We start from the raw sequence: 26,309 nt of genomic DNA on the forward strand, positions 1-26,309 counted from the left end.
CAGCGTTCATCCTGAGCCAGGATCAAACTCTCCAATAAAGTTAGTTTGTCTAGCATCTAAAATAAAAATTGACGTTTCACGTTGTTTGTTTCGTTCAGTTTTCAAAGAACTACTTGGTCGCTCATTTGCGACTTCCTTATGTTAACATCTTCATTTTTCAATGTCAACTAAGTTTTTTAATTTCTTTTTTGTCGTTTTCTGCGTTTCCGCATCAGCGACGGTTATTAATATATCATGCAGTATATACAGGGTCAATACTTTTTATAAAAAAATTTCACATCCCGTTAAAAACTTAAAATCCGCTGTAAAAATCATTATAGCGTCCATTCATTCTTGGCTCCCCTCCTATTCATTTCATATCTTATCTCTTTATCAATTTACACGAGAGTGAAAATTCTAAATTTTATGTTATATTATTAGTATAGGAGCGTGGTGAGAATGAGCATTAAGTATTCAAACAAAATCAATAAAATCCGGACCTTTGCATTAAGTTTAGTATTTATCGGCCTCTTCATTGCATACTTAGGTGTCTTTTTCCGCGAAAACATTATTATTATGACAACGTTTATGATGGTTGGCTTTTTAGCTGTTATCGCTAGCACTGTCGTTTACTTTTGGATTGGCATGTTATCTACTAAGACTATCCAAATTATTTGCCCAAGCTGTGATAAGCCAACCAAAATGCTCGGCCGTGTCGATGCATGTATGCACTGCAATCAACCTTTAACACTAGATCGAGATCTAGAAGGAAAAGAATTTGATGAAAAGTATAATAAGAAGAGTTATAAATCATAAGTATCAAGGGAAATACGAATTTGCAACACTACAAACGTTTCAACTCATTAAAAAGTTGATTTCTTAAAAAATCAACTTTTTAATTGTTTTATTAAATTTATTACACCTATTTTTTCGAAATAACAGTAAACATCCCTGTCATATTAGGCGAATAATCTTTAAAATCATATTTTTCGTAGAATGATGTTTTACCTTGCGACGCAAACAAACCAATGAATGCTTTATCTGGAGCATTCCCATTTAAGTATTCTACTAAAGTATTCATTATTTTCTTTCCAATACCATTCTTTTGATACTCTGGATGAACCACTATATCTTGAATATAGAAATAGATAGCCCCATCACCAACAATTCTCCCCATGCCAATGATTTGATTATTATCCTTGACTGTTATACAGTAAATCGAATTTTGAAGTGATATTTCCGCCACCTCAAAGTTCATATAGTTAGTCCATCCCACAGAATCACATAAATATTTATATTCTTCCAATGTTGGAATGTTATTTTTAATCTCATATTTCTTCAAAATGTCCCCTCCCAGAATTCATTTCCACCAATACAAAGTAAATTCGACAAACTTTTATCTAACCCTCCTTACTAACTTAGCACTGTAAATCCCGATTAACCTCACGCTAATCCTTATATAATAAAGAAAGAGGCTGACGTATAGCCGTCAGCCTCTTTCTTTATTATATATTACGCCTTATGACACTCTGGACAAACGCCATAAATTTCTAAGCGATGACTATTGATAACGAAGCCTGTCGTTTTCGCAGCTTCCTCTTCCAGCTTTTCCAAGCCTCCATAAGGAAAATCAACAATCTTACCACATTTTTCGCAAATCACATGATAATGTTGACTTGTAACATAATCAAATCTACTTGAAGCGTCTCCATAAGTTAATTCCTTTACAAGTCCAACCTCTTTAAACACACGTAAGTTATTATAGACAGTTGCAACACTCATATTTGGAAACTTACCTTCTAATGCTTTATAAATATCATCCGCTGTTGGGTGCGTCATTGATTCCACAAGGTACTCTAAAATAGCATGACGCTGTGGAGTAATGCGTACACCCGTATTTTTCAGCATTTCTAGCGCTTCTTTTAATTCTTCTTTGACCACCGTCATGCACCCCGATTCTATACGGATTATTATTTTATAATTCTTATAAAGAGTGTACTCCTTTTCTTATAAATCGTCAATATTTCTACTATAAGTATGTAGTTTATTTTTATATTCAGGACTTGTTTTTATGTATCTTTCCCTTTTTTCTTCATATATTCCATAGAAAAAAGTGCGACATAATCGCACTTGGAATACTATCATCTGAGGAGGTATGCCCTACACTTCCACTTTATGTAAGGCAGTAAAATATGTATAGACACTCGCCTTGTTTCTGCATATTTTATCTCCAATGTAGATTTATTTTATATAAGAAAGAACATCCTCAATATGTCCTTTCACTTTCACTTTACGCCACTCTTTTACAAGTTCACCGTCTTTATTAATAAGGAATGTAGAACGCTCGATTCCCATATACTCTTTCCCAAAGTTCTTTTTTAACTTCCAAACATCGTATAACTCTGCTACTTTATGATCTTCATCTACTAAAAGTATAAATGGCAATTCATGTTTCTCAATGAATTTCAAATGTCTATTCGCTGAATCAGGACTTACTCCAAGAATAACCGTATCCTTCTCTTGAAATACTCCATACGCATCACGAAAATCACATGCTTCAGTTGTACATCCTGGCGTCATATCTTTCGGATAAAAATAGAGAACTACATTTTTACCGCGGAAATCAGCTAGGCAAACTTCTTCTCCGTTACTTCCCTCTAATGTGAATTCTGGTGCCATTTCTCCTACTGTAATCATAGTTATCACTCCTACTCTTTTCCTTTACTATAACAAATGCTTCCTTATTTTTCATTGTCTATTACAGACCTCATCACAAAAGCAAAAGGGAGTGTATATCCAATTAGCGCTTCTGCGATTGCAATCCATCGCCCCATTCCAATCGGAGATATGTCACCATATCCAACAGACAATAAAGTAACTGCGCTAAAATATAAACAAACTTCGACGAGTTGAAAAGAATGAGCGTTCAAACTTTCTCCGTCCTCTTTCAAAACTGCGAAACCCATTTCCTCTAATACAACGTAACTTAATCCAAATGCGATTAGTACTGTTGTATAGATTAAAAATAATGTGGCCAAATTATAGAGCGAAAAAAAACGCGTTGAATCCGAATAGGAACTCCATAATAATTGGACACTTTTCAAAATAGCGATTGCTGCAATTAATAGAATAAATCCCCATAACATGTCCTCCACCTCATTTTATATGTATGAGGTGGAGAACTGATTTATCCCTTAGAAACGAACAAGCTTCTATAATTAATTACCCGCGCCACGATACCTTTTTACTCCTTGGTTCCAGAGGGTGATTGCAATCGTAAAACAGATAACACCAACAATCGGCGTCGCAAATGCATAACTATTCCATTCTGTTTTTCTTAAAAAGTATGCCGCTGGATATACTCCAACAAACGCAAACGGTAAAACAAACGTTAAAATGAAACGAATTACACGATTATAAATATTAACAGGATAGCGCCCGTAATTACCTATGTTATACATAAGAGGCATAATTGAACTTTTCGCATCCGACCAAAAACCAAGGCTCGCCAGCGTAACAAATATACCTCCATATACAAGTGCTCCTCCTCCTACCATCAATATAAATAAGAAGAAATCATACCAGTAAAAAGATAATTGTAACTCCACAGCTGCATATCCCATTACAACAATCCCTGTAATAGCTCCAATTAAAGATTCAAGTTCCATTCTTTCTAATATAATTTGAAATAGGCTATGGATCGGCCGCGTTAATACACGATCCATCTCCCCTTTAATAATGTATCGATCATTAAAATCCCATATATTAAAGAAAGCTGAAAAGATGGCAAATGGTACTAAAAAGAAACCATAAATAAAGATTACTTCTTCTCGACTCCATCCCTTCAATGCTTGTGTATGCCCAAATACAACGAGAATAAATATTAAATTAACTGCTTGAAGCGATAAATCAGAAAGTAAACCAACGATAAAATCGCCTCGATACTCCAATTTTGTTTTTATATATTGACTTGCATATTGTAAAAATAAGTTTATATATAGCATCTCATCATCCCCCTTGTACAATTAGACGTTTTCTCGCCGTTCTCCACATGAGTACAATTGGAATAATAAGTACAATCGCCCAAATCACTTGAAATACTAAAGCCTCATACAACTTACTCCCCTGTATACCTTCAGAAAAAATCATACTTGGAATATAACTAATAGCCTGAAACGGTAAAAACATCATTGCTTTTTGGGCCCATAGCGGATAAAAACTAATTGGTAATAATAGACCTGAAAATAAATCAATAACAACGCGTTTTGCATACATAATCCCACTATTATTAAATAGGAAAAACGTAAGCATTCCCGTCATTAAATTAATTTGTGTATTAATAATAAAACTAAATATTAAAGATAAGAAGAAATATAACCACGTTTGAAAACTTGTTGTAATTTGCAACGAAAATAATAACGTAACGATAACCATGCCTGGAATGGAAAAGAAGGCAAAACGGAATATTCCCTCGCCAAGACCTTGCATAACTTTCATTCCCAAATAGTTATACGGACGAATTAATTCTACAGCCACACGTCCTTCTTGAATCTCCATCGCAATTTCCCTATCTATATTATTAAAATAGAAGGCACGTGCCATCCACGCGATTGCGATATACGTGGTCATTTGCGAAATAGATAAACTTTCAATATTCTCTTTTCCGCTATAAATTGCTTGCCATAAAAAATAGTAAGCACCGATATTAATCGTATAAATTAAAATCCCGCTATAGTAATTTGTACGATACGCAAGCATCATTAAAAAGCGAATTCGAATCATTTCAATATACTTACCCATGCGTAATACCTTCTTCATAAATGTTACGAATAATTTCCTCTGTAGACACTTCGTTAATTTTTAAATCTTTAATTTGAAAGGCTTGTACTACTTTAGAAATAAGCATTGAAATAATAACTTCTTCATTCGGAATTTTTGCAACCCATGCATTTTCCTCTTTTGCTTTCGACCAAACGACATGATTATCTGGCATAACCATTGATAAAGCCTGATAGGAAACTGGTGCAACAAACTGAAAGTGAATTTCCTTCTCCGCTCCCCACTGCGTACGAAGATTATTTAAAGAACCGTCATACATAATATTTCCTTCATCCAGCATGATAACGCGCTCACATAAAGCTTCAATATCAGTAATATCGTGTGTTGTTAATAAAATTGTTGTTTTATAACGTTCATTCATTTCTTTTAAAAATTCACGTATTTTCAATTTCACAAGTACATCTAACCCAATTGTTGGCTCATCTAAAAATAATAACGGTGGATTATGAATTAAGGCTGCCGCTAATTCACAACGCATCCTTTGACCAAGAGATAATTTTCGAACTGGTTTATCTAATAAGGGCCCTATATCTAACGTTTCAATTACGTGTTCCATATGCTCCTTATACTGAGCGTCTGATACACCATACACTTTCTTTAATAAACGAAACGATTCTTGTACTGCAATATCCCACCAAAGTTGCGAACGCTGTCCAAAAACAACACCAATTGTTCTTACAAATTCTTCTCTTTGTTTATGTGGGTTCATTCCATTTACTGTGATTTGCCCTGATGTCGGAGTTAAAATCCCCGTAAGCATTTTAATTGTTGTTGATTTACCAGCACCGTTCTCACCGATATAACCAACCATTTCACCTTGCTTTACAGTAAAAGATACATCATTTACTGCTGGTACTATTTTATAATTACGGTTTAATAAATCGCGAAATGCACCCTTTAAGCCCGGACGACTTGAATAGGCTGTAAACTCTTTACGTAACCCTTGTACCTCAATTACCGATTTCATAATCGGACCCCCCTCCTAAATGTCACAACGAATAGTTTACCCAACTGCCTTCGCTATCACAAACAATACGTCTTTTCGAAAAACATGTTAGAATAATACATAGATTTTTGTAAGGAGATGAATTGTAGTGAATTTCACAAAGTCAGAAGCATTACATAAAGAAGCTTTAGAGCATATCGTTGGCGGTGTTAACAGTCCTTCTCGTTCTTTTAAAGCAGTTGGCGGCGGCGCTCCTGTTGCTATGGAACGTGGGAAAGGCGCTTATTTCTGGGATGTAGACGGAAATAAATATATCGATTATTTAGCAGCATACGGTCCTATTATTACTGGACATGCTCATCCGCATATAACAAAAGCAATTACAACAGCTGCTGAAAATGGGGTACTTTATGGAACACCAACAGCGCTAGAGGTAAAATTCGCAAAAATGTTAAAAGAAGCAATGCCTGCATTAGATAAAGTCCGTTTCGTAAACTCTGGTACAGAAGCAGTGATGACAACGATTCGTGTTGCTCGTGCTTATACAGGTCGCACAAAAATCATGAAATTTGCTGGTTGTTACCACGGTCATTCTGATTTAGTACTTGTGGCAGCTGGATCTGGCCCTTCTACTTTAGGAACTCCTGACTCAGCTGGCGTACCACAAAGTATCGCACAAGAAGTTATTACCGTTCCATTTAACAATGTAGAAACTTTAAAAGAAGCTTTAGATAAATGGGGTCATGAAGTAGCAGCTATCCTTGTAGAACCGATCGTTGGAAACTTCGGTATTGTAGAGCCTAAACCTGGATTCCTTGAAAAAGTGAATGAACTTGTTCACGAAGCTGGCGCACTAGTAATTTATGATGAAGTTATTACTGCTTTCCGCTTTATGTACGGCGGTGCTCAAGACTTACTTGGTGTTACACCCGACTTAACAGCGCTTGGTAAAGTTATTGGCGGCGGCTTACCAATCGGTGCTTACGGTGGTAAGAAAGAAATTATGGAACAAGTTGCTCCGCTTGGACCTGCATACCAAGCTGGTACAATGGCAGGAAACCCTGCTTCTATGGCATCAGGTATCGCTTGTCTAGAAGTACTTCAACAAGAAGGGCTTTATGAGAAATTAGATGAACTTGGTGCAATGCTTGAAAAAGGAATTTTAGAGCAAGCAGCGAAACATAATATCGACATTACATTAAATCGTCTAAAAGGGGCTTTAACTGTATACTTCACAACTAATACAATTGAAGATTACGATGCCGCACAAGATACAGACGGTGAAATGTTCGGTAAATTCTTCAAGCTTATGCTTCAAGAAGGAGTTAACTTAGCACCTTCTAAATACGAGGCATGGTTCTTAACTACAGAACATACAAAAGAAGATATTGAATATACAATCGAAGCTGTCGGCAGAGCATTTGTTGCCCTAGCAGACAATAAATAATCCCTTCATTAAAAGGAAAAAAGAAAGCTCACCTTTCTTTTTTCCTTTTTTCTATTTCATAAATCACGCATTAATAGTATAATTATTCATAATTATCTGTTTTATATTCTTTTACAGCATTACTATCTCTGTGTACAAGGTGATTTGCACCTTAAATAGTAAGATTATTCTAACTTTTAAAAGAGGGGGGATTGACGGATGCTCAATAAAAAAAATACATGGACACCGTCTTTATTTCGAGATTATAGAAATGCAGAACATGATGCGTGTGGAATCGTTTCCGTTATGGAGAAACGAAAAATTGCTACAAAAGAAAACATTGACCTTTGCATACAATCACTCGTCAAAATGAATCATAGAGCTGGTTTCATTAATGGCGAGGGCGATGGCATCGGCATTCACATTGATATACCAAAAACGCTTTGGAATGAAAAACTAAAAAGTAGCGGATATAATCCAACGATTGTGGATCATCCCCACTTTATCGTTGGACATTTTTTTCTAAATAAAAAAGAAAACATTACTGCCTTAAAAGATTATATTCGTACGCAATTAAACAACAAAAACTTTGCAATCATTTTCGAAAGTGATGATGCAACAAACTCAGATGCGCTCGGTCCACTTGGTAAACAAGAAGAACCTTTATTTTGGCAAGTTGCCCTTATCGCAGAAAACGAAATTACAAATATTGAGCAAACATTATTTTCTGTCACAATAAAAATAGAGGAAAACGAAGCAATTCATGTTGCTTCATTAAGTCATGATCATGTTGTATATAAAGTTCTAGGTGCTGGTGATACGCTTGTTGCCTACTATAATGATTTACAACATCCGCTTATCGCTTCAACTATGACATTAGGACATAACCGCTACTCTACTAATACATTATCTAATTTTTTTCGTGTACAACCATTTAGCATTCTCGGACATAATGGTGAAATTAACACAATTGCGAAATTACGCGATCAAGCTGAAATGATTGATGTACCACTTACTGCAGGAGGCAGTGACTCTCAAGATTTAAACCGCACCTTAGAAACCCTACTTGTTCAATACGGCTACAGCTTATTTGAAGCAATGGAAATTCTATTCCCACCAATTATTAATGAAATTAAACTTTATGAAACACCTTTACAAGATTTATATACGTATATACGTGAAGCATGGGGACATTTTGCACAAGGACCAGCTGGCATCATTTCCCGTTTTAAAGATGAAGCTGTTTTCAGCGTTGATTCCCTTGGATTACGCCCAGTATGGAAAGTAGAGACAGAGAGCTCTTATATTTTCTCTTCTGAACCTGGAGTTGTATCACCAACTAAATATGTAGCAGAACCAAAACCACTCGCTCCTGGAGAAAAAGTCGGATTAAAATGGAATGAACAAGATGAACTTGTTCTTTATGAATATGACGAATATCAAATCCAAGTATATAACCGTTTTAAAAAGCGAATTGATACTACCAATTACCATTTAAATTTATCTATCCCTGAAACGAAAAAAATCCAAGGGCTATGTGATTCTGTTCAAGTTGAAACGAAACAATACGTCGCTTTCGGATGGGACCGAGAACATATTCAACTTCTTGAACAGATGGCAACAAAAGGCGTTGAGCCAATACGCTCACTTGGGCATGACTCACCACTTGCCGCACTCGATACTGATAGACGAAATATCGCTGACTTTATTAAAGAAAGTGTAGCTGTTGTTACAAACCCTGCAATTGACCGTGACCGTGAAATTGAACACTTCTCTACACGTACTGTACTTGGAGAGCGTCCAAGTTTATTAAGCGGCGCAAAACGGCCATTTGTAGTTGAAATGCTTTCACCAATTATTTTAGAAGGCAGCGTGGCACAACCTATTGCAGAGGAATTACACACAATTACGTACGAACAACTCATAGAGCTATTTAAGACTCATAACTCTATCGCCACAATCTCTGCTACATTCAGCTCGTCAGAAACTCTGCAATGCGCATTAAGCCGCATTAGTTCTGAAGCGATAGCTGCTGTTAACAATGGCGCTTCCCTACTAGTATTAGATGACGCAAAAGCCCATCTAAATGAACGATTGTGGATTGATCCACATTTAGTTACTGCTAAAGTACATCAAGCATTAAGTGAAAATAAATTACGCCGCAATTGTTCTCTCGTTATACGTTCTGGTGCTCTTCGCTCCTTACATGACATTGTCACGCTATATGGATTAGGAGCAGATGGTATTAATCCATATTTATTATTCGCGACTGTAAATGATGGAACAAAAACACCAATTACGAATCTATATAATGCACTTAATAAAGGATTAGAAAAAGTCATTTCAACAATTGGAATTCATGAGTTACGTGGTTACGGACGTCTCTATTCATCTATTGGGTTACATGAAGAAATCGCAAATATATTACAGATTACAAATTTCTTCGGTTCAAATGATTTAGCCTTTTCACTTGAATCACTTGTTGAAGATGCAAAAATACGAGCAGAGGATTATAACAATCCTAAAATTAGAATGCGAAAATCATTTCATATATTCCCGCGAATTTGGAAAGCAATCGGCGATGTTGCAAAAGGAAATTCTTATGATGATTACCGTGACAAGTTAAGTGAACTAGAAGAGAATAATCCAATTGCAATCAGACACCTTGTTCAAACGAAACAAACAAAACATGTCGTTCCAACTGAAGAAGTATCTATCGGCATCAAAAATCATAATTTACCATTTATTATTAGTTCTATGTCATTTGGTTCTCAAAACGAAATTGCCTTTCGCGCATATGCAGAAGCAGCCGATCAGCTAAATATGATTAGCTTGAACGGTGAAGGCGGCGAAATTAAAGATATGATTGGAAAATATCCACATACACGTGGACAACAAGTGGCATCTGGGCGATTTGGAGTAAATGCCGAACTACTAAACTCATCAAACTTAATTGAAATCAAAATCGGTCAAGGCGCAAAGCCTGGGGAAGGTGGGCATTTACCTGGTTCAAAAGTGACAGCCAAAATCGCTGAAGCACGTAATGCGACAATCGGCTCAGATTTAATTTCACCTTCTAATAACCATGATATTTATTCAATTGAAGATTTAGCTCAAATGATTACAGAAATTAAAACAGCTAATCAACTTGCCAAAGTAGCCGTGAAAGTCCCTGTTGTTCCTAATATCGGAACAATTGCTGTCGGTATCGCCAAAGCTGGCGCTGATTTTATTAACATTAGCGGATTCGATGGCGGAACAGGCGCTGCACGTATTCACGCATTGCAGCATGTAGGTCTCCCTGTAGAAATTGGTGTTAAAGCCGCTCACAACGCTTTATTAGAAGCAAGCATGAGACATAAAGTAGAGATTTGGGCAGATGGTGGTATTCGAAGTGTAAATGATGCCTTGAAAATCATGCTCCTCGGAGCAAACCGTATTGGATTTGGCACACTATCAATGATTGCAATCGGCTGTACTACTTGCCGTGGGTGCCATCTAGATACTTGCCATGTTGGAATTGCGACACAAATCGAGTCTGAAGCACAAGCAAAAGAACATGGGTTACGCCGCTTCGTCCCACGCGAATTAGAAAGCGCAGTTGCTGGCCTGCTAAATTTATTCACCTCTTTCGGTGTAGAACTAAAACGATTAACAGGACAGCTTGGTTATACAAATTTACAAGCAATTGTTGGGCGTTCTGATTTATTAGAGCAAGTTCGAGGCGAAAATTTATTAAACTTACGTAATTTACTACAAATAATAGAACATCCATCTGTTACAACAACAGAAGGCGTACCGGAAAAACAATTTAAGACAGTTCATTCCGCTGACTCAAAAGAATTGGTAGGCGTTGGTGTAGAGCAACGCGTTATGGGTGGTCTAGAATCATGTTATCGCGTTCGCAGTAAACTATATGAAGCTACTCAACTTGAACCACTTACATTAAAGTATACGAATGGTTCTATTCCCGGAAATGGGTTAGGTGCTTACAATAGTGAAAATTTATTTATACACGTAAATGGCGGCGCACAAGATGGCATTGGTAAAACTTCCTTTGGTGGTGGGATTTATATAACGAAATCAAAAGGAAAAGACGGAGTATATTATAACGGTTCTGTCGGAAAAGGATTTGGATATGGTGCACAAAAAGGGGCACTATACGTGCAAGGGAACGCTGATGCTCGCGCTGGCATTCGCCTTTCTGGGGCAGACATGATAATTGGAGGTAGAATAACAAAACCACTCCGTGAAAAAGAGCAAGGAAATATAGGTGCATACTCCAATATTAAAGGTTTTGCTTTTGAATATATGACAAATGGGCGAGCGCTTGTTTTAGGTGACCCTGGTCCATGGATTTGCGCTGGCATGACTGGCGGTGTTGTTTATTTGCGCCGTGATTCAAACTTAGGCTTAACAGAACAGGCCTTAAAAAGAAGAATCGCAAAAGGCGCAAATGTTACATTACAACCAATTAGTAAAAATGGTTTGAAAGATGTAACTGAATTATTGCTAGACTATATTCGTGTACTAAACGAGCACGAGCAATATGAGGAAGTTGCTTTGTTAACACCATTATTAGATGATATACAGAACAAGTTTTTTGAGATTATCCCGAAAAAAGAACAGGCAGATCCATCTATCTCAACAGAGTAAAATGAGTAATTTTCATTATTAAGAAAAAATTGACGAAGTACGCTTCTCATAGTAATCTATAGTAACAATTTGAGACCTGCTGAAATTCAGCAGGTTTTTTTACTAAAAACTGATGTTTAAAAGGAATTAGGAAAAATTATAAAGTGAAACTTTAATTAGCCTACACCAATCGGACGTTTACCGGCATCCAGCTTCTGAATTTTGAGGCGTGAATCTTACTACTCACAATTAGCGGGATAAAATGAACACTAATTTCTTTTAACGTCACTAAAATATCACTTGCTAACATATTGTAATGAATGTATAGTATCATGTTGTACATTCATTATGACAAGAGAAAGGATCTTATTAAGGGTATGAAACTTGGTGCTCGCATTTTAAAAACGGGTATTGCCATCACGTTAGCTTTATTTGCTTGTATTTTACTTCAATTACCGAGTCCGGTATTTGCGGGAATTTCAGCTATCTTTGCTGTCCAACCGTCTGTATACCGTTCTTATTTAACAGCACTTGAACAAATTCAAGCAAATGTAATTGGTGCGATATTTGCTATCGCATTTGCTACTGCTTTTGGACATAATCCTTTTATTATTGGATTAACATGTATATTAGTAATTGCTCTTACATTACAATTACGATTAGAAAACACAATATCAATTGCTTTAGTAACAGTTATCGCCATTATGGAGTATCAAGGCGAAGATTTCTTTAGTTTTGCCTTACTTCGATTTGCGACGATTATGATTGGTATTATTGCGGCTTCACTTGTAAATTTAGTATTTATGCCGCCAAAATATGAAACAAAACTTTATCATCGTATCGTTGATAATACAGAAGAAATTGTAAAATGGATTCGAATGAATAGCAGGCAGGCTTCTGATTTTACAACGCTAAAAACTGATATTGATCGTATGAAAGAAAAAATGATCAAACTAAACCATTACTATTTGCTGTATAAAGAAGAAAGAAGCTACACGAAAAAAGTAAAGTTCGCAAAAATTCGTAAGCTCGTTTTATTCAGACAAATGTTAGCGACAACAAGCCGTGCTTTAAGTACGTTAAAATCATTACACCGTACTGAAAATGAACTGCGCTATATGCCGGAAGAATTTCAGGAATCTATCCAAAACGAACTTGACTCATTAACGCATTATCATGAACAAGTTTTATTAAAATTTATTGGTAAAGCAAAAAAACAACAATCAGTTGAAATGCTTGATGAAGTTGAAACAGGTAAACAAGAATTAATTGATATCTTTATGGAATATCAAAATAAAGACGATGAAGAAGCATATAAAACATGGTTACATCTCTTCCCTCTTATTTCTTCCATCATTAACTATAGTGAAGAAGTAGAGCATTTAGATTTGCTTGTAGATAGCTTCTACACATACCATAAACCAGAAAAAGAACTCCAAATCGATGATAAAAAAGAAGACGAATAAAAAACAGCTCCTTTTATGCTAAAGGAGCTGTTTCTGTTATATGTTGAAGTTGATATAAATTGTAATAAAATCCTCTTTTTCGCATTAACTCTTCATGAGAACCAGTCTCTTTAATCTCACCGTCTTCAATGTAAATAATCGTATCAACATGCGTAATCGTCGCTAATCGATGTGCAATTATAATCGTTGTCCGGTCAGCAGCTAACGTCTGAAGCGCCTCTTGAATATACCTTTCATTTTCTAAATCTAATGCTGAAGTTGCTTCATCTAATATAAGTACCGAAGGATTCTTTAGAAACACTCGTGCAATTGCCACGCGTTGTCTTTGCCCGCCCGATAGCTTCACACCACGTTCTCCAACGACAGTATTATAACCATCTGGTAAGTCTATAATAAAATCATGAATTTGCGCAGCTTTAGCAGCTGCAATCACCTCTTTCTCTGTAGCCTTCGGATTTCCATATAAAATATTAGCTCCAATTGTATCGCTAAACAATAAATTATCTTGCAGTACAATTCCAATATGACTACGCAAATTTCTCATATTATACTTTCTTACATCTATGCCATCTACATAAACCGTGCCTTCAGAAACATCATAGAAACGCGGGATCAAACTAGCAAGAGATGACTTTCCTCCCCCACTCGCTCCTACAAGCGCTACTTTCTCTCCAGGTTGCATAGTTAATGACAAGTTGTGTAATATCTCTTTTTCATCTGCATTATAACGAAAAGAAACATTGTCAAATACAATTTCTCCATTTAATTTTTTCGTTTGTACCGCATTTGGTACATTAACAATATCGTATTTTTCATCTAACAGTTCAAACACACGGTCCATCGATGCAAAAGATTGTGTTAATGTTGTAGATGAATTAACAAGGCGGCGAAGCGGACTATATAAACTATCCATATATCCAACAAAAGCTACCATCGTTCCTAGCGTTAACTGCCCTTGAATTACTTCATATGCTGCAAAACCAATCACAAGTAACGGACCTAAATCGGTTAACGTGTTTACTGCCGAAAATGTTCTTGCCGTCCAACTTGTATGGGTTAATGCTTTCGTTAAAAATTCATTATTTCTTTTTTCAAACTGCTTCCCCTCATACTCTTCTAACGCAAAGCTACGTGTCACTTGCATTCCTTGAATACGTTCATGCAAATACCCTTGCATCGTCGCTAACGCTTGTGAACGCTCTTTCGTCAATTTCCGAAGACGTCCGAAAAAATATTTCACTGCAATTACATAAATAGGTAAAATCAATAACGCAACAAATGTTAATTTTATATTCATAGAAAACATAACAATGATAGCAATAGCAATTGTTGCAGTATCTAACCAGACGTTCATCAAACCAGTAATTACAAAATCTTTCGTTTGTTCTACATCATGGATGACACGCGAAATAATCTCCCCTGTTTTTGTATTGGAGTAATAACGTAAACTTAACTTTTGTAAGTGACCGAAAATATGCTTCCGCAAATCATACAGTATTGTATTTGCGATACGTTGGGCGAAATATTGACGATAATATTCAATCGGTGGTCTTAATACCGCAAAAATAAAGAAAGCAATTCCAATCGCTGTTATTAATTGAGATGTTTTATCTTGAAGTGAGCCAGCGCCTTGAATTACATCATCGATAATATACTTTAATAACCACGGCATAATAAGTGGGATACCGAACTTAACTAGTCCAATAATAATTGTAATAGCAATAAGCCATCGATATGGTTTAACAAATTGTAAATATCTTTTTATGCCTTGCACATAATCCCCCCTCTAATAGGACAAACCTGCCGGGAAGCCCCCTGCAGGTTTGTTTTAATTTCTGTACATTAAATATCGTTCATACCACATATCTACGAAATCTGGTGCAAATGGACCTTTTCTTTGATGAATCCACTGTGTTAAATGTGCTACATTTCGTTTCAAAATTGTATCAATAACAGGTGGATACTGCATAATTTCACTATGTTTTTCATACTCATCTTCATCTAGAAGCGTATATGTCATATCTGGATATACTTTAATATCTAAATCATAATCAATATACTTTAATGCTTCAGGATCATACGCAAAAGGTGAGCTTAAATTACAATAATAATATACGCCATCTTCCCTAAGCATCCCAATCACATTAAACCAATAGTTGGCATGAAAATAACAAATTGCTGGTTCACGAGTAATCCATGTTCGGCCATCCGATTCTGTAACTACTGTACGATCATTCGCTCCGATTACAAGACTCTGTGTCCCTTTTAAAATTGTTGTTTCTTCCCACATTCTATGAATGGAGCCATTATGTTTATAACTATGTATTTGTACTTTTTCTCCTTCTTTGGGAAATCCCATATATGCTCCCTTCTTTCAACTGCAAATGCCCTTTGAACGGCATTCACTTTTTTTCTATTATAACTTTTTTGTCGAAATTTTAAAACTAAAGGGATAAGACTCTATTTTTCAAACTGAATATGCAGGAGGTTTATCGTTGAATACTATGCCCCAACTCTTCTTAAGAGATAGGGATTGTACTGCATTATTTATAAGCGAGGACATGTAATAGAAAAAGCCCTTCTCTATTTCCATACAAAGAAGGACTTTTCACCTAAAGATAACAATATATCTTATCCTAAATTTGAAATCATTTTTTCAGTTGCAAAAGATTGAATTACACTATTCGTTTGTTCTTCAAATTTCTCATGTAACATCTTCAACGCTACTTCTGTTCTATATATTTCCTGGCGGATAAAATGCAGTTCTTTTTTATCGCACGTATCTTTTTCATTCATTTCAATTTGTTGATACTTCTCTAGATGTGCTTGTAACTTTAACAATTCATCCATCGTTTCTAATTGCTCCCCTACCAACTTGTCAAAATCGTTCATTACTTACCCCCTTTTGGACTTATTCATCAGTTATTATTCCTAATTACATAATTCTAATTGTTAACTTCCTTCTCCTTTGACTACATTTGTTGACTTATTAGAAGTTATGTCGTTCGCTTTCTTTTCATTACAACGATCCACGCAAAAAGAAAACACTTCTCCCGAATTAGAGAAGTGTTTTTCTTTCATTACTGATTTGAGCTAGAAGATTGTGATTGTTTTGCAGCTGACTTAGCATTTTGTTTTTTCACAGAATGCACGTCTGTTTCAGTTGCAAATTCTGTACCATAACTAGCGTTTGCACTTTGTGCACCAGAAGCTTGTGCTTTCTTTGCTTCTGATTGTGCGTTTGCTTGTTTTACAGCTTGTACATCTGTTTCAGTCGCAAACTCTGTACCATAACTAGCATTTGTACTTTGAATGCTAGCACCAGAAGTTGCCTTGTTATAACCTTGTTGTTTTTTACTCATCTTTCTCACCTCCACAATCAATAATGTAACCAATTCACTTAGAAGCTATCCGTAATTTTCTTTTGAATAATTTCCGCATATATCTTTTGTTACTTATTCAAACTATAAGAAATGGAGGTGGAAATATGTATATAGGACGCGATATGACTGAACTAACGATGATTTCAAAAAATGAATGGAAAGAAGATGAATTAGCTTATTTTCATCACTCACTACAACAGGTTCTGCCTTATTTAAATGTAGAAGGGCAAAGTATTTACAAAGAAATTGTAGTAGAAATCGAATCAAGAGGCGGCTTACAAGAAGGTGAAGCTAGTTGGACTCATGGGACAAAAATTTCTTACGATTAAAAAAGTGTTCCCTAGATTGGGAACACTTTTTTATTTATTGCATTGTAATTTTCTCCACACAATTTTCATAAATAGTACGGTGTGATTTTGAGAAAGGTAATTGCTCAAATACCTCTTTCGATACAAATTTTAATGTATCTGTATCAACAATATTACCGGTTACTTTTCCGTAAAATACAAATATATCCCAAGTACGATGTGTAAACGTATGTTGTACATTCATTGCGTATTCATCAATAGAAACCTCGAGCTCAAATTTTTCTTTCATATAATCTATAAGCTGTTCCTTCTGATTTCGAATACCTTCTCCAAGTTCAGCATTAGGAAACTCCCACATGTTAGCTAACAAACCTGTACTTGGACGTTTATTAATAACGTAACGACCGTCTTCAGTTTGAAGTACGCCTGCAACAATAGGTACCATTTTAGGAGCTTTCGCTTTACTTTTTACTGGTAATTCTTTTTGAACACCTTCAGCATATCCTCTGCAATGCTCACGCACAGGACAAAGTAAGCACGATGGATTTTTAGGAATACAAATCAATGCACCTAATTCCATCAATCCTTGATTAAAATAAGATGGGTTTTCTACTGAAATAATTTCACGCACAATCTCTTCAAAAACTTTTCGAGTCTTTGGTTTTGCAATATCATCCCATACTGATAAAATACGAGATAATACACGCATAACATTTCCATCAACTGCCGGCTCTGGTATACCATATGCGATACTTAAAATAGCACCTTTTGTATATGGTCCTACTCCTTTTAACTTTTCAATTTTCTTTACATCACTTGGTACAACCCCGCCGTATACTTCTTTTACCTCTTTTACTGCCGCATGTAAATTACGTGCTCTAGAATAATATCCTAAACCTTCCCATGCTTTTAATACTTCTTCATCATCAGCGTTCGCTAACGCTTCAAGTGTAGGAAACTTCCCCATAAAATTTGCGTAATATGGTTTTACAGCTTCTACTCTTGTTTGCTGCAACATAATTTCAGAAACCCAAACGCGGTATGGATCTTTATTCTTTCTCCACGGTAAGTCGCGCTGTTCTTCTTCAAACCAACCAATTAAATCATTTTGAAACTGCTCTATATTAAAATTGTTTAGTATTTCAAGTGTCAAACTTGATCCCCCTCATTTTTTTGCATATAAGTACTATTATAAAGATTTTAGGAAAAAATTTAAGTAAGATGACATAGGAAATAGAAGGCAAAGGACTTGAGGTATCGAATAAAAAGAGTTACATTAATAAAAAACGGAGGTGGATTTCTATGGACACAGCCACTCACCTTGTTATGGGTATCACTTTAGGTAGCTTAGCAACATTAGATCCAGCCATAGCACAAAGTGATATTGGCCCCCAAGCTGTTATGCTTGCTACAATTGCTGGTTCCAACATTCCTGACATTGACACAGTTTTAAAATTGCGTAATAACGCTAAATATATAAGAAATCATCGTGGGATTACTCATTCTATTCCTGCGGTAATTCTTTGGTCATTCCTTATAAGTGGCATCTCTTTCGCCTTCTTTTCAGAAGCTCCATATCTTCATCTACTACTTTGGTCATTTATTGCCGTCTTTCTTCACGTCTTTGTAGATATTTTCAACGCCTATGGTACACAAGCATTACGACCTTTCACAAAAAAATGGGTCGCACTTGGCATAATTAATACATTCGATACCGTAATTTTCTTTATCCATATACTTGCAATTGCTTGCATGCTCGTCGGTTCTCATAAGGGATATACAGCTTTAGCGGCATATATATTAATGATTGTTTACTATATCGGACGGATTATGATGCACAGAAATATAAGAAGCGTTGTACACAAACGTTTCAAAAATGTCGAAAAGATTATCATTTCTCCTTCTTACCGATTTTATCATTACCATTTAGCAGTCGTTACGGCTGATTATTACTACGTTGCGAGATGGCACCGTGGTAACATCATGATATATGATAAGTTCGATCGGGTACCGTTCCCAGACAATAATATTATGCGAGCAGCTAAACAAGATGAAAACATTTCAGCCTTCCTATCTTTCTCTCCTGTATATCGCTGGGATATTTTTGATCATGACCATTATTATGAAGTACGATTCATTGATTTACGATATCGAAGTAAAGATTATTATCCATTTGTTGCAATCGTTCAGCTCGACCACAATTTAAATATTATTAGTTCCTATACAGGATGGATCTTTAGTGAAGAAAAGCTTCGAAAAAAACTGGAATTACTTCCACATTAAAAAAAGCGACTTAAGTCGCTTTTTTTAATGTTTCAAATGATCTTCTTGATTAATTAAATGACTATACTTCGGATTATTTGTCCGCATTTCATGAAGGCGTACACCATGATTATTAATCCATGATCGTACCACTTGTTCCGTCATTTCATCGCCTTGATAACGACCTGATTTTGCATAAGTTGTTTGAAAATCTTCCCATAGTAACTCAACCCACGCACGAGCTTGTGCGTAAGAAAGCTTGTCATTCTTGTCTAATAATTCTTTCGTTAATGTTTCATAAATATCATTCATATTATAATCTCCTTTTACCTATTTATCCCTTCATTTCTAAAGGATAGTTTCTTCAATTTTGCACATTCTATAATTGATACTTCTTAAAGAGGTATCAACCGATAATGAGGAGGGCGTTCGCAATGGGTAAACAAGCCGAATTTTGGTCTGAGTCAAAAAACAACAGCAAAATCGACGGTCAACCGAAAGCGAAATCACGCTTCGCTTCGAAACGACCTAACGGCACAATTAACACGCACCCACAAGAACGTATGCGTGCTGCAAATCAGCAGGAAGAATAGTACAAATTAAATTAACTTCCTACACGAGGTGATAAAGATGAGCTACCGTGATCGCTTAGATAGTCGTTCTGAATTATTTAACCATACGTGGACTCGTCCAAAACATGCGAAAGCACAAGTTAACGGACAGACGCAACAAACCCAGTCTCTCATTATATTGGCAAATGAATGTAAAAAACGCCAATTTTAGAATCTCCTATCTCCTTTAACGCCTACCAAAGATGAAAACCAGAGAGATATGTGCTCTCTGGTTTTTATTTTTCTTGCAATAAGGAAATTGGTATGCCAATCTCTTCATTATCATTTTGCTTATATCCCCAAGCAAATACCCCATTGAAATACGTAATTTTAAATAATACACCAGGTTCTTCTACTAATTCATATGTTTCACCAATATGGAACTTGTTTATATCCGTCATATAAGCACGAGCCATTGCCATTTTTCTCATTAATACATCAAATTCATTGACAATCCCAAGCTGCTCAGCTTTTACTGCTTGCTCCTTCAAAGCGCCAATTTCTTCCCTTAGCTCATGCGGTGTCATTTCACTGTAGCGTTTTGGCATATTCATCTTATTCTCCTCATTCCTCTTCGCGTTTCATTTGCAAAAATATCTCGATTTCATCAATAGAGAATCCTTTTCGATATAACGCTTGTTTCATCTTGTTTTCAAATGTCCATCCATCATGCTTCTTATATTTCTCATAATATTTATTCCCATGATAGTGTAACGCTTCTTGTTGCTTTTCGTCATCTTTTTCGTCTTTCAATTCTTCCAAACAAATTTGAATTACTTCTCTAGAATATCCTTTTCGAACAAGCATCTCATCTAACTTTAGTTTCATTTGTAAAAAAGAATGTTTTTGATAAGATTTTTTCTTCTTCTCTATGAGAAACAAGGCATTCTCAATTTGCTTTTCCTTCGGATATTCTTGTAAACTATGTGTAATAATTAAATCCTGAACACCTTTATTTAATAACTCTCTTTTAATAACAGTTGGACCTTTTCGATTCACATTACTTTGCGTTCGCGTATATAAAACAGCATACTCTTTATCATTAATATATCGGTCATGTAATAATTTCGAAACGACTTCAGAGATGATGGCCTGTCCCACTTCTTTTTTTCGTAAAAAATCTTCTATTTCTTGTTTTGTTCTCATTTGATAGGATAAATAGGAGATTGCTTGTAAATATGCTTTTTGTACTTCTTCATTGTACAAAATATTCCCTAACTCGATTTCATCAATTTCTAAGCCCTTTTGTAATCCATGTTTTATTAAGATTACTTGATCCACACTAAATCCGTACTCTTCGCCTTGACCTTTATCAATATAAATATTAAATCGTTCTTTCGATCGTTTTTGTACTTCTATTTTTGTAATGACAGCCATACTCTCACCTCTCTATTATTTTAACATAGTCGAGGAACATTTTTTCTTTTCAAGAATATATATAATGAGGAGGAAATACTTGTGAAAATCGCAATTTCTGGTGGTACAGGCTTTATCGGTAAATCCCTTTCTACTTTTTTTATTCAAAAAGGATATACTGTTTACATTCTCACACGAAAAAAAACTACTGAAACTTCCGACCCTAACCTTCAGTATGTTCAATGGACACCAGATTTACAAACCTTCCCCCTCTCTTCTATTGATGTAGTTATTAATCTAGCCGGAGAGTCTATTAATAGTAGATGGACAAAGCAACAAAAGAAAGCCATTTTAAACAGTAGAATTCAAACAACAAAAGGACTCATTAAACAATTGCAGGGACTCCATACAAAGCCACACACATTTATTAACGCAAGTGCTATTGGATACTACGGAACATCTGAAATAGAGTCTTTTACAGAACAGCATGAGACTCCTGGAAATGACTTTTTAGCAAATACAGTATATTCATGGGAACAAGAAGCATCTAAAGCACGTTCTCTCGGCATACGAACAATCTACGCAAGATTTGGAGTTGTATTAGGTGCAAATGGAGGAGCTCTTCCCAAAATGCTACTTCCCTATCAATTCTATATCGGCGGCACCATTGGTTCTGGGAAGCAATGGTTATCATGGATTCATATAGACGATGTCGTTCGTATGATGGATTTCATCATACACAAAAAAGAAATTGATGGTCCTCTTAATATGACAGCACCAACACCCATAAGAATGAAGGAATTTGGAGAAAACATTGCAACTATAATGAAAAAACCTCATTGGTTGCCTGTACCTTCATTTATCATTCAAACTTTACTGGGTGAAATGAGCATACTTGTACTAGAAGGGCAACGTGTATTACCCATTAAGGCAATTGAATATGGATACCAATACACATTTCCGGCAATAGACCATGCATTACAAAATATACTTTCGCATACAATGTAGTACTTCTAAAACACAATTTTACATGGGCTCTTTCAAAACTTTCATTTTCTAGGATCCGAAGCATTACCATACAAATAATCTTTCAGTTACTTTCCCTTAACTTCCATTAGCATTATAAAGTAACAGAAATGAGGTACCTATGAAAATATTGCTCAAACAAGCCATTGTATACCCTATTACATCTCAAAAGTTTCAAGGCGATGTACTCGTTACAGGAGAGCGAATTACCGAGGTCAAACCTTTTATTCAACCTACTCAAGATATGACCGTTATAGATGCACGAGCACTCCATCTCTTACCTGGCTTTATTGATGTCCATACTCACCTTGGTCTCTATGATGAAGGCACTGGTTGGGCTGGAAATGATGCCAATGAAACATCTGAAGTTTCAACACCACATATTCGTTCTTTAGATGGAATCCACCCTTTGGATATCGCCTTTCAAGACGCTGTACAAAACGGAATTACAACCGTTCACGTTATGCCTGGCAGTCAAAATATTATCGGGGGGACTACTTGTGTAATAAAAACAGCTGGAACTTGTATTGATCATATGATTATTCAAGAACCTGCTGGTTTAAAGATTGCCTTTGGAGAAAATCCTAAAAAAGTCCATAGTAATGGAACAAAAGAATCCATTACACGTATGGGGATTATGGGGTTACTTCGGGAATCATTCTATGAAGCACAACACTACGGGCACGAAGCTGATTTTCGAATGCTTCCTATTTTAAAAGCATTACGTCGTGAAATACCCGTACGTATCCACGCTCACCGAGCAGATGATATTAGTTCTGCGCTACGCTTTGCAACGGAATTCAACCTCGATCTACGTATTGAACATTGTACAGAAGGACACTTTCTTGTTGAAGAGCTTTCGAAACATAATTTGAAGGTTTCAGTTGGTCCCACTCTGACACGTCGTTCTAAAATCGAACTAAAAAACAAGACATGGGATACTTACCATATATTATCTAAAAATGGTGTGGAAGTTTCTATAACAACAGATCATCCTTATACACCCATTCAATATTTAAATATTTGTGCCGCTGTCGCAGTAAGAGAAGGATTAGACGAGAAAACAGCACTAGAAGGAATTACCATATTCCCAGCGCGAAATTTGCGTTTAGAGGATAGAATTGGAAGCATCGAGGTTGGAAAAGACGCCGATCTCGTGTTATGGACTCATCATCCTTTCCATTATTTAGCCAAGCCTGTACTAACTATGATTGATGGAAAAATAATTTACAAAAAAAATAAAAAAAACTAGTTTATTTTTTTGACTAGATAAAGTATTATACGATTATAAACTGAATGAAACCATAATCAATTTGTGTCGTGATTATCATTTTCAAATTGATGAATGGGGAAGGCAAATGGTGCGCCACCAGCGTTAGAAACTGGTTCTAGTGGGTTCGATTCCCACCCCGAAATTTTTTAAAGATTGATATAAAAATTTCGAGGGTGGGGTGTTTTTTCGTCATGCTACCCTCGTGTGAGGAGGAGTTAGTATGTTGAAAAAACGCGACTTACACGACAGCCACGTTCTATACGAGTTAATGGTGGATCCAGCTGTCTTCCCTTTTGTGCGTCAAAAGGCTTATTCTTATGAAGAATATTTATTCTTAACAAAACAAACGATTGAAGCTGAAGAGCGTGGTGAATTAATTTCACGCACAATTTTAGATGAATGGGGTAACCCTATCGGAACAATTACTTTATTTGATGTGCAAGAAAAAGCTGGATTTCTCGGGACATGGCTTGGCAAACCATATCATGGAAAAGGCTATAATAAATTGGCAAAAGATTCATTTTTTAGTGAACTTTTCTATGAATTAGATATTGAAACAATTTTCATGCGTATTCGTAAAATAAATATTCGTTCTATTAAAGCTGCAGAAAAACTGCAATATGTGAATCTAGCAAACGAAACAAGAAAAGCCGTATATGATGAAATTAACGCAAACGAAGAAGTATATAACTTATATGAAATTCCAAAAGATCAATACACACTTGCTACAATGCGAGATACAACCTTCCAAGATGCTCATCAATTAAAAGAAGCATAATCTAAATTTTCTGAAATGATAATCAATCATTAACATTTTCCATATGCGTATATCCCCTCATGTCTTTGGAAACGATAAATAGTAACTTTAAGACACGAGGTGATTTGTAATGGATAAAAAGAAACGTGATAAAGCAAAAAACACATTATCTAGTACACAAGAAGTTCTCTATCAACGCGAATTTCAAAAAGCAGATCGTGCAGCAGGATATCGCTCGAAAAGCATTTAAAGTGAAAATGAATAATTAGAAGTTTCCCCCCTAATTATTCATTTTCATTACATAATTTTCTCGATTGATAGAAGTAAGCAAAAAAGCCCCTTATACATAAGGGGCTTTTTTTGCTGTGGACAACTTTATCCACAAAACCAACAGAATTGTTAGTAATTTTCAAAAACATTTAATATTTTTCTATATTAAAGCATATATCAGCTGTTTTAATTGTGGATATTTTTCTAAAAATTGTGGACAATGTGGATATGGTTGTTAATATTCCGACTTTACTGTTTAATGAAAGCGTAATCCTTTTGTGGATAACTGGCTGAATTTTCTTTGAAAATAATAAAGAACCCTCTTTACATATACAAAGAGGGTTTCATATTAAGTAAAAGATTGTGCAAGAGCAGGTGATTTAATAGGTATATGACGCGGTTCTGCATGATTTTCTGCCAAAATTGCATCTACAATATGACCAGCTGGCTCTGGAAGATAGATGCTTTTCATTGCTTCTTTCATTTGAAGAAGCTTCACATCATCTTGTAATAATGCTTCTGTTTTTGCAAAAACCTCACTATCATCGCGAATGACAACTGCTGCTCCCTTTCTTTCAAAGTACATCGCATTTTCATTTTCTTGTCCTGGAACAGGCTTATATAAAATGACAGGTACTTGCAACGCTGCTGCTTCACTTAATGTTATTCCGCCTGGCTTCGTAATCATACAAGAAGTAACACGGAATAATTCATCAATATTTTCAACATACCCAAACACTTTTAATGCATCGGAATTTTGCTTCTGTAAACTTAATAAATCCTGTTTTAAAGCTTCATTTTTCCCACAAACGACAACTACTTGTAAATTAGGCACTGACATAAATGATTGGCATAGTTCTTTTACATTTCCTAATACCCCATGAGCACCTGCTACAATTAGTAAAATCTTTTTATTCTTACATAACTGATATTTAGTATATATGATTTCTGGATTTACCTTTAACTCAAAACTACTCCGAATTGGAATTCCTGTTTCAACAATTTGTTCCGCAGGTACACCGATATCAACCATCAATTCTTTCACATGATCCGTTGCAACAAAATAACGATCTACTTCTCGATGAATCCATATTTTGTGCACGCAAAAATCCGTTAATACGTTATAGACAGGAATTGAAATACCTGTTTGTTTCTTCAATTCTGGTACAGCGATAATTGGAAATGTATTAATTACAATATCTGGTTTCTCTACCTGTAATAGTGTTTTCAAACGTTTTCTTCCAAAGTTCGCATACCAAGATGCTATTTTCTTATCATAAATTTTTTCTACCCCGTAATAAAACAAACGATATAATTCTTTTCCTATTGTATAACTTTTTAAATATAGATATTTTGTAATGTCAGTTATAAATGGATGTGATTCTCCAAACAAGTCGCATACAATAACATCTTCAATTCCTTTTTGGCGAAATGTTTGTTCTAATGTTTTTGCTACTTGCACATGACCATTACCGTAATGTGCAGTTAATATTAAAACCTTGGGGTTTTTTATCAAACAAATCCACTCCTAGCTTTTTGTTTCTCCATATTGCATATACGACAATAGGAAAAACATTTTCCTTAAAAATTACATAAACAGATTCTAATAATTCCCTTTCAGCTATGTACCTGTCGTGGATATGCAAAGCATATAAGATTGACCCCTTAATCCTATCTGTGCTCATATCTTTACATTATACTTTCCTATAAGAGCTTTCGCAATAACTTACAAATGTTCTCTATTCCATGATACTCACTCTTTTACTTCTTAA

General features: G+C 35.6%; 28 protein-coding genes. 12 read left to right on the plus strand and 16 right to left on the minus strand.

The window, feature by feature from the left end; translation table 11 throughout:
• Window positions 1–438: 438 nt before the first annotated feature.
• The gene (locus ACTFP3_RS23760) at window positions 439–795 is read left to right on the plus strand and encodes a YgzB family protein (protein ID WP_000025058.1); all 357 of its coding nucleotides are present in this window, start codon (window positions 439–441) and stop codon (window positions 793–795) included.
• 106 nt (window positions 796–901) lie between these two features.
• On the opposite strand, the gene ACTFP3_RS23765 is transcribed toward ACTFP3_RS23760, so the two are convergent.
• The 7 genes from ACTFP3_RS23765 to ACTFP3_RS23795 form a co-directional block, all read right to left on the minus strand.
• Window positions 902–1,321, minus strand: a complete 420-nt coding sequence (locus tag ACTFP3_RS23765) for a GNAT family N-acetyltransferase (protein ID WP_000759737.1) — start codon at window positions 1,319–1,321, stop codon at window positions 902–904.
• Window positions 1,322–1,491: 170 nt separating this feature from the next.
• A complete protein-coding gene (gene perR / locus ACTFP3_RS23770; RefSeq protein WP_000237829.1) occupies window positions 1,492–1,920 on the minus strand; it encodes a peroxide-responsive transcriptional repressor PerR in 429 nt (142 codons plus the stop codon).
• Between the two features lie 300 nt (window positions 1,921–2,220).
• A complete protein-coding gene (gene bcp / locus ACTFP3_RS23775) occupies window positions 2,221–2,676 on the minus strand; it encodes a thioredoxin-dependent thiol peroxidase (RefSeq protein ID WP_048568183.1) in 456 nt (151 codons plus the stop codon).
• A 44-nt stretch (window positions 2,677–2,720) separates the two neighbouring features.
• Window positions 2,721–3,125 carry a potassium channel family protein gene (locus ACTFP3_RS23780; protein ID WP_044306598.1) on the minus strand — a complete coding sequence of 135 codons (405 nt, stop codon included), beginning with the start codon at window positions 3,123–3,125 and terminating at the stop codon, window positions 2,721–2,723.
• A gap of 72 nt (window positions 3,126–3,197) precedes the next feature.
• Window positions 3,198–3,983, minus strand: coding sequence for an ABC transporter permease (locus ACTFP3_RS23785; protein ID WP_000965773.1), 786 nt, complete (start codon window positions 3,981–3,983; stop codon window positions 3,198–3,200).
• A gap of 4 nt (window positions 3,984–3,987) precedes the next feature.
• Entirely contained in the window at window positions 3,988–4,779 is a 792-nt protein-coding gene (locus ACTFP3_RS23790; protein WP_440011421.1) for an ABC transporter permease, read from the minus strand.
• The gene (locus tag ACTFP3_RS23795; RefSeq protein ID WP_000843655.1) at window positions 4,772–5,785 is read right to left on the minus strand and encodes an ABC transporter ATP-binding protein; all 1,014 of its coding nucleotides are present in this window, start codon (window positions 5,783–5,785) and stop codon (window positions 4,772–4,774) included. Before ACTFP3_RS23795 ends, ACTFP3_RS23790 begins: the two co-directional genes overlap by 8 nt.
• A gap of 127 nt (window positions 5,786–5,912) precedes the next feature.
• On the opposite strand from ACTFP3_RS23795, the gene hemL reads away from it, so the two are divergent.
• The 3 genes from hemL (at window position 5,913) to ACTFP3_RS23810 (ending at window position 13,291) form a co-directional block, all read left to right on the plus strand.
• Window positions 5,913–7,211 carry a glutamate-1-semialdehyde-2,1-aminomutase gene (gene hemL / locus ACTFP3_RS23800; protein ID WP_440011423.1) on the plus strand — a complete coding sequence of 433 codons (1,299 nt, stop codon included), beginning with the start codon at window positions 5,913–5,915 and terminating at the stop codon, window positions 7,209–7,211.
• Window positions 7,212–7,409: 198 nt separating this feature from the next.
• On the plus strand, window positions 7,410–11,846 hold the full coding sequence (locus tag ACTFP3_RS23805; RefSeq protein ID WP_440011425.1) for a glutamate synthase-related protein: 4,437 nt from the start codon (window positions 7,410–7,412) through the stop codon (window positions 11,844–11,846).
• Between the two features lie 356 nt (window positions 11,847–12,202).
• The gene (locus tag ACTFP3_RS23810; RefSeq protein ID WP_000765787.1) at window positions 12,203–13,291 is read left to right on the plus strand and encodes an aromatic acid exporter family protein; all 1,089 of its coding nucleotides are present in this window, start codon (window positions 12,203–12,205) and stop codon (window positions 13,289–13,291) included.
• Window positions 13,292–13,304: 13 nt separating this feature from the next.
• Here ACTFP3_RS23810 and ACTFP3_RS23815 read toward each other — a convergent pair whose 3' ends face one another.
• From ACTFP3_RS23815 to ACTFP3_RS23830, 4 genes are all read right to left on the minus strand, one after another.
• Window positions 13,305–15,065 carry an ABC transporter ATP-binding protein gene (locus ACTFP3_RS23815; RefSeq protein ID WP_001161598.1) on the minus strand — a complete coding sequence of 587 codons (1,761 nt, stop codon included), beginning with the start codon at window positions 15,063–15,065 and terminating at the stop codon, window positions 13,305–13,307.
• A gap of 54 nt (window positions 15,066–15,119) precedes the next feature.
• Window positions 15,120–15,650 (minus strand): nucleoside tri-diphosphate phosphatase, encoded by a 531-nt coding sequence (gene ntdP / locus ACTFP3_RS23820; protein WP_000506622.1) that lies wholly within the window; start codon window positions 15,648–15,650, stop codon window positions 15,120–15,122.
• 272 nt (window positions 15,651–15,922) lie between these two features.
• Window positions 15,923–16,183 carry a YgaB family protein gene (locus ACTFP3_RS23825; RefSeq protein WP_000997575.1) on the minus strand — a complete coding sequence of 87 codons (261 nt, stop codon included), beginning with the start codon at window positions 16,181–16,183 and terminating at the stop codon, window positions 15,923–15,925.
• Window positions 16,184–16,371: 188 nt separating this feature from the next.
• Window positions 16,372–16,653 carry a gamma-type small acid-soluble spore protein gene (locus tag ACTFP3_RS23830; RefSeq protein ID WP_025687085.1) on the minus strand — a complete coding sequence of 94 codons (282 nt, stop codon included), beginning with the start codon at window positions 16,651–16,653 and terminating at the stop codon, window positions 16,372–16,374.
• A 125-nt stretch (window positions 16,654–16,778) separates the two neighbouring features.
• On the opposite strand from ACTFP3_RS23830, the gene ACTFP3_RS23835 reads away from it, so the two are divergent.
• Complete coding sequence (locus tag ACTFP3_RS23835; RefSeq protein WP_000275436.1) at window positions 16,779–17,003, plus strand: hypothetical protein; 225 nt, start codon at window positions 16,779–16,781, stop codon at window positions 17,001–17,003.
• Window positions 17,004–17,037: 34 nt separating this feature from the next.
• On the opposite strand, the gene mutY is transcribed toward ACTFP3_RS23835, so the two are convergent.
• Window positions 17,038–18,135 (minus strand): A/G-specific adenine glycosylase, encoded by a 1,098-nt coding sequence (gene mutY, locus ACTFP3_RS23840; protein ID WP_000171397.1) that lies wholly within the window; start codon window positions 18,133–18,135, stop codon window positions 17,038–17,040.
• 149 nt (window positions 18,136–18,284) lie between these two features.
• On the opposite strand from mutY, the gene ACTFP3_RS23845 reads away from it, so the two are divergent.
• On the plus strand, window positions 18,285–19,265 hold the full coding sequence (locus tag ACTFP3_RS23845; protein WP_000379112.1) for a metal-dependent hydrolase: 981 nt from the start codon (window positions 18,285–18,287) through the stop codon (window positions 19,263–19,265).
• Window positions 19,266–19,289: 24 nt separating this feature from the next.
• Here ACTFP3_RS23845 and ACTFP3_RS23850 read toward each other — a convergent pair whose 3' ends face one another.
• Window positions 19,290–19,556, minus strand: coding sequence for a YfhJ family protein (locus tag ACTFP3_RS23850; protein ID WP_000998166.1), 267 nt, complete (start codon window positions 19,554–19,556; stop codon window positions 19,290–19,292).
• A 122-nt stretch (window positions 19,557–19,678) separates the two neighbouring features.
• Between ACTFP3_RS23850 and ACTFP3_RS23855 the strand changes: the two genes are divergently transcribed.
• The gene (locus tag ACTFP3_RS23855) at window positions 19,679–19,837 is read left to right on the plus strand and encodes a small, acid-soluble spore protein K (protein ID WP_000517891.1); all 159 of its coding nucleotides are present in this window, start codon (window positions 19,679–19,681) and stop codon (window positions 19,835–19,837) included.
• Window positions 19,838–19,874: 37 nt separating this feature from the next.
• On the plus strand, window positions 19,875–20,027 hold the full coding sequence (locus ACTFP3_RS23860; RefSeq protein WP_000122093.1) for a YpzG family protein: 153 nt from the start codon (window positions 19,875–19,877) through the stop codon (window positions 20,025–20,027).
• A 64-nt stretch (window positions 20,028–20,091) separates the two neighbouring features.
• Here the strand turns inward: ACTFP3_RS23860 and ACTFP3_RS23865 are convergent, their stop codons facing one another.
• Both ACTFP3_RS23865 and recX read right to left on the minus strand, forming a co-directional pair.
• Entirely contained in the window at window positions 20,092–20,409 is a 318-nt protein-coding gene (locus ACTFP3_RS23865) for a YfhH family protein (protein ID WP_001057020.1), read from the minus strand.
• 10 nt (window positions 20,410–20,419) lie between these two features.
• Window positions 20,420–21,232, minus strand: coding sequence for a recombination regulator RecX (recX, locus tag ACTFP3_RS23870; RefSeq protein ID WP_000268502.1), 813 nt, complete (start codon window positions 21,230–21,232; stop codon window positions 20,420–20,422).
• A gap of 81 nt (window positions 21,233–21,313) precedes the next feature.
• Here recX and ACTFP3_RS23875 point away from each other — a divergent pair, with 81 nt between their 5' ends.
• The 4 genes from ACTFP3_RS23875 to ACTFP3_RS23890 all read left to right on the plus strand — a co-directional run bounded on the left by ACTFP3_RS23875 (window position 21,314) and on the right by ACTFP3_RS23890 (window position 24,517).
• Complete coding sequence (locus ACTFP3_RS23875) at window positions 21,314–22,219, plus strand: TIGR01777 family oxidoreductase (protein ID WP_326036168.1); 906 nt, start codon at window positions 21,314–21,316, stop codon at window positions 22,217–22,219.
• 139 nt (window positions 22,220–22,358) lie between these two features.
• Window positions 22,359–23,489, plus strand: a complete 1,131-nt coding sequence (locus ACTFP3_RS23880) for an amidohydrolase (protein ID WP_000698319.1) — start codon at window positions 22,359–22,361, stop codon at window positions 23,487–23,489.
• Window positions 23,490–23,730: 241 nt separating this feature from the next.
• The gene (locus ACTFP3_RS23885; RefSeq protein WP_000914737.1) at window positions 23,731–24,288 is read left to right on the plus strand and encodes a GNAT family N-acetyltransferase; all 558 of its coding nucleotides are present in this window, start codon (window positions 23,731–23,733) and stop codon (window positions 24,286–24,288) included.
• Window positions 24,289–24,397: 109 nt separating this feature from the next.
• The gene (locus ACTFP3_RS23890; protein ID WP_000358482.1) at window positions 24,398–24,517 is read left to right on the plus strand and encodes a YfhE family protein; all 120 of its coding nucleotides are present in this window, start codon (window positions 24,398–24,400) and stop codon (window positions 24,515–24,517) included.
• A 369-nt stretch (window positions 24,518–24,886) separates the two neighbouring features.
• Here the strand turns inward: ACTFP3_RS23890 and ACTFP3_RS23895 are convergent, their stop codons facing one another.
• Window positions 24,887–26,053, minus strand: a complete 1,167-nt coding sequence (locus ACTFP3_RS23895) for a diglucosyl diacylglycerol synthase (protein WP_000594691.1) — start codon at window positions 26,051–26,053, stop codon at window positions 24,887–24,889.
• Window positions 26,054–26,309 lie beyond the last annotated feature (256 nt).

It is taken from the genome of Bacillus cereus group sp. MYBK5-2 (assembly GCF_051915685.1).
Classification (GTDB): Bacteria; Bacillota; Bacilli; order Bacillales; family Bacillaceae_G; genus Bacillus_A; species Bacillus_A cereus.

Excerpts from the sequence above, each read along its gene's own strand:
- ACTFP3_RS23850 (WP_000998166.1), bottom strand. The coding sequence starts at position 19,556 with ATGAATGATATTTATGAAACATTAACGAAAGAATTATTAGACAAGAAT.
- ACTFP3_RS23835 (WP_000275436.1), top strand. The coding sequence starts at position 16,779 with ATGTATATAGGACGCGATATGACTGAACTAACGATGATTTCAAAAAAT.
- recX (WP_000268502.1), bottom strand. The coding sequence starts at position 21,232 with ATGGCTGTCATTACAAAAATAGAAGTACAAAAACGATCGAAAGAACGA.
- ACTFP3_RS23825 (WP_000997575.1), bottom strand. The coding sequence starts at position 16,183 with ATGAACGATTTTGACAAGTTGGTAGGGGAGCAATTAGAAACGATGGAT.
- ACTFP3_RS23760 (WP_000025058.1), top strand. The coding sequence starts at position 439 with ATGAGCATTAAGTATTCAAACAAAATCAATAAAATCCGGACCTTTGCA.
- ACTFP3_RS23855 (WP_000517891.1), top strand. The coding sequence starts at position 19,679 with ATGGGTAAACAAGCCGAATTTTGGTCTGAGTCAAAAAACAACAGCAAA.
- ACTFP3_RS23865 (WP_001057020.1), bottom strand. The coding sequence starts at position 20,409 with ATGAATATGCCAAAACGCTACAGTGAAATGACACCGCATGAGCTAAGG.
- ntdP (WP_000506622.1), bottom strand. The coding sequence starts at position 15,650 with ATGGGATTTCCCAAAGAAGGAGAAAAAGTACAAATACATAGTTATAAA.
- ACTFP3_RS23805 (WP_440011425.1), top strand. The coding sequence starts at position 7,410 with ATGCTCAATAAAAAAAATACATGGACACCGTCTTTATTTCGAGATTAT.
- ACTFP3_RS23885 (WP_000914737.1), top strand. The coding sequence starts at position 23,731 with ATGTTGAAAAAACGCGACTTACACGACAGCCACGTTCTATACGAGTTA.
- ACTFP3_RS23880 (WP_000698319.1), top strand. The coding sequence starts at position 22,359 with ATGAAAATATTGCTCAAACAAGCCATTGTATACCCTATTACATCTCAA.
- ACTFP3_RS23810 (WP_000765787.1), top strand. The coding sequence starts at position 12,203 with ATGAAACTTGGTGCTCGCATTTTAAAAACGGGTATTGCCATCACGTTA.
- ACTFP3_RS23890 (WP_000358482.1), top strand. The coding sequence starts at position 24,398 with ATGGATAAAAAGAAACGTGATAAAGCAAAAAACACATTATCTAGTACA.
- ACTFP3_RS23790 (WP_440011421.1), bottom strand. The coding sequence starts at position 4,779 with ATGGGTAAGTATATTGAAATGATTCGAATTCGCTTTTTAATGATGCTT.
- ACTFP3_RS23845 (WP_000379112.1), top strand. The coding sequence starts at position 18,285 with ATGGACACAGCCACTCACCTTGTTATGGGTATCACTTTAGGTAGCTTA.
- ACTFP3_RS23785 (WP_000965773.1), bottom strand. The coding sequence starts at position 3,983 with ATGCTATATATAAACTTATTTTTACAATATGCAAGTCAATATATAAAA.
- bcp (WP_048568183.1), bottom strand. The coding sequence starts at position 2,676 with ATGATTACAGTAGGAGAAATGGCACCAGAATTCACATTAGAGGGAAGT.
- ACTFP3_RS23860 (WP_000122093.1), top strand. The coding sequence starts at position 19,875 with ATGAGCTACCGTGATCGCTTAGATAGTCGTTCTGAATTATTTAACCAT.
- ACTFP3_RS23780 (WP_044306598.1), bottom strand. The coding sequence starts at position 3,125 with ATGTTATGGGGATTTATTCTATTAATTGCAGCAATCGCTATTTTGAAA.
- ACTFP3_RS23830 (WP_025687085.1), bottom strand. The coding sequence starts at position 16,653 with ATGAGTAAAAAACAACAAGGTTATAACAAGGCAACTTCTGGTGCTAGC.
- ACTFP3_RS23795 (WP_000843655.1), bottom strand. The coding sequence starts at position 5,785 with ATGAAATCGGTAATTGAGGTACAAGGGTTACGTAAAGAGTTTACAGCC.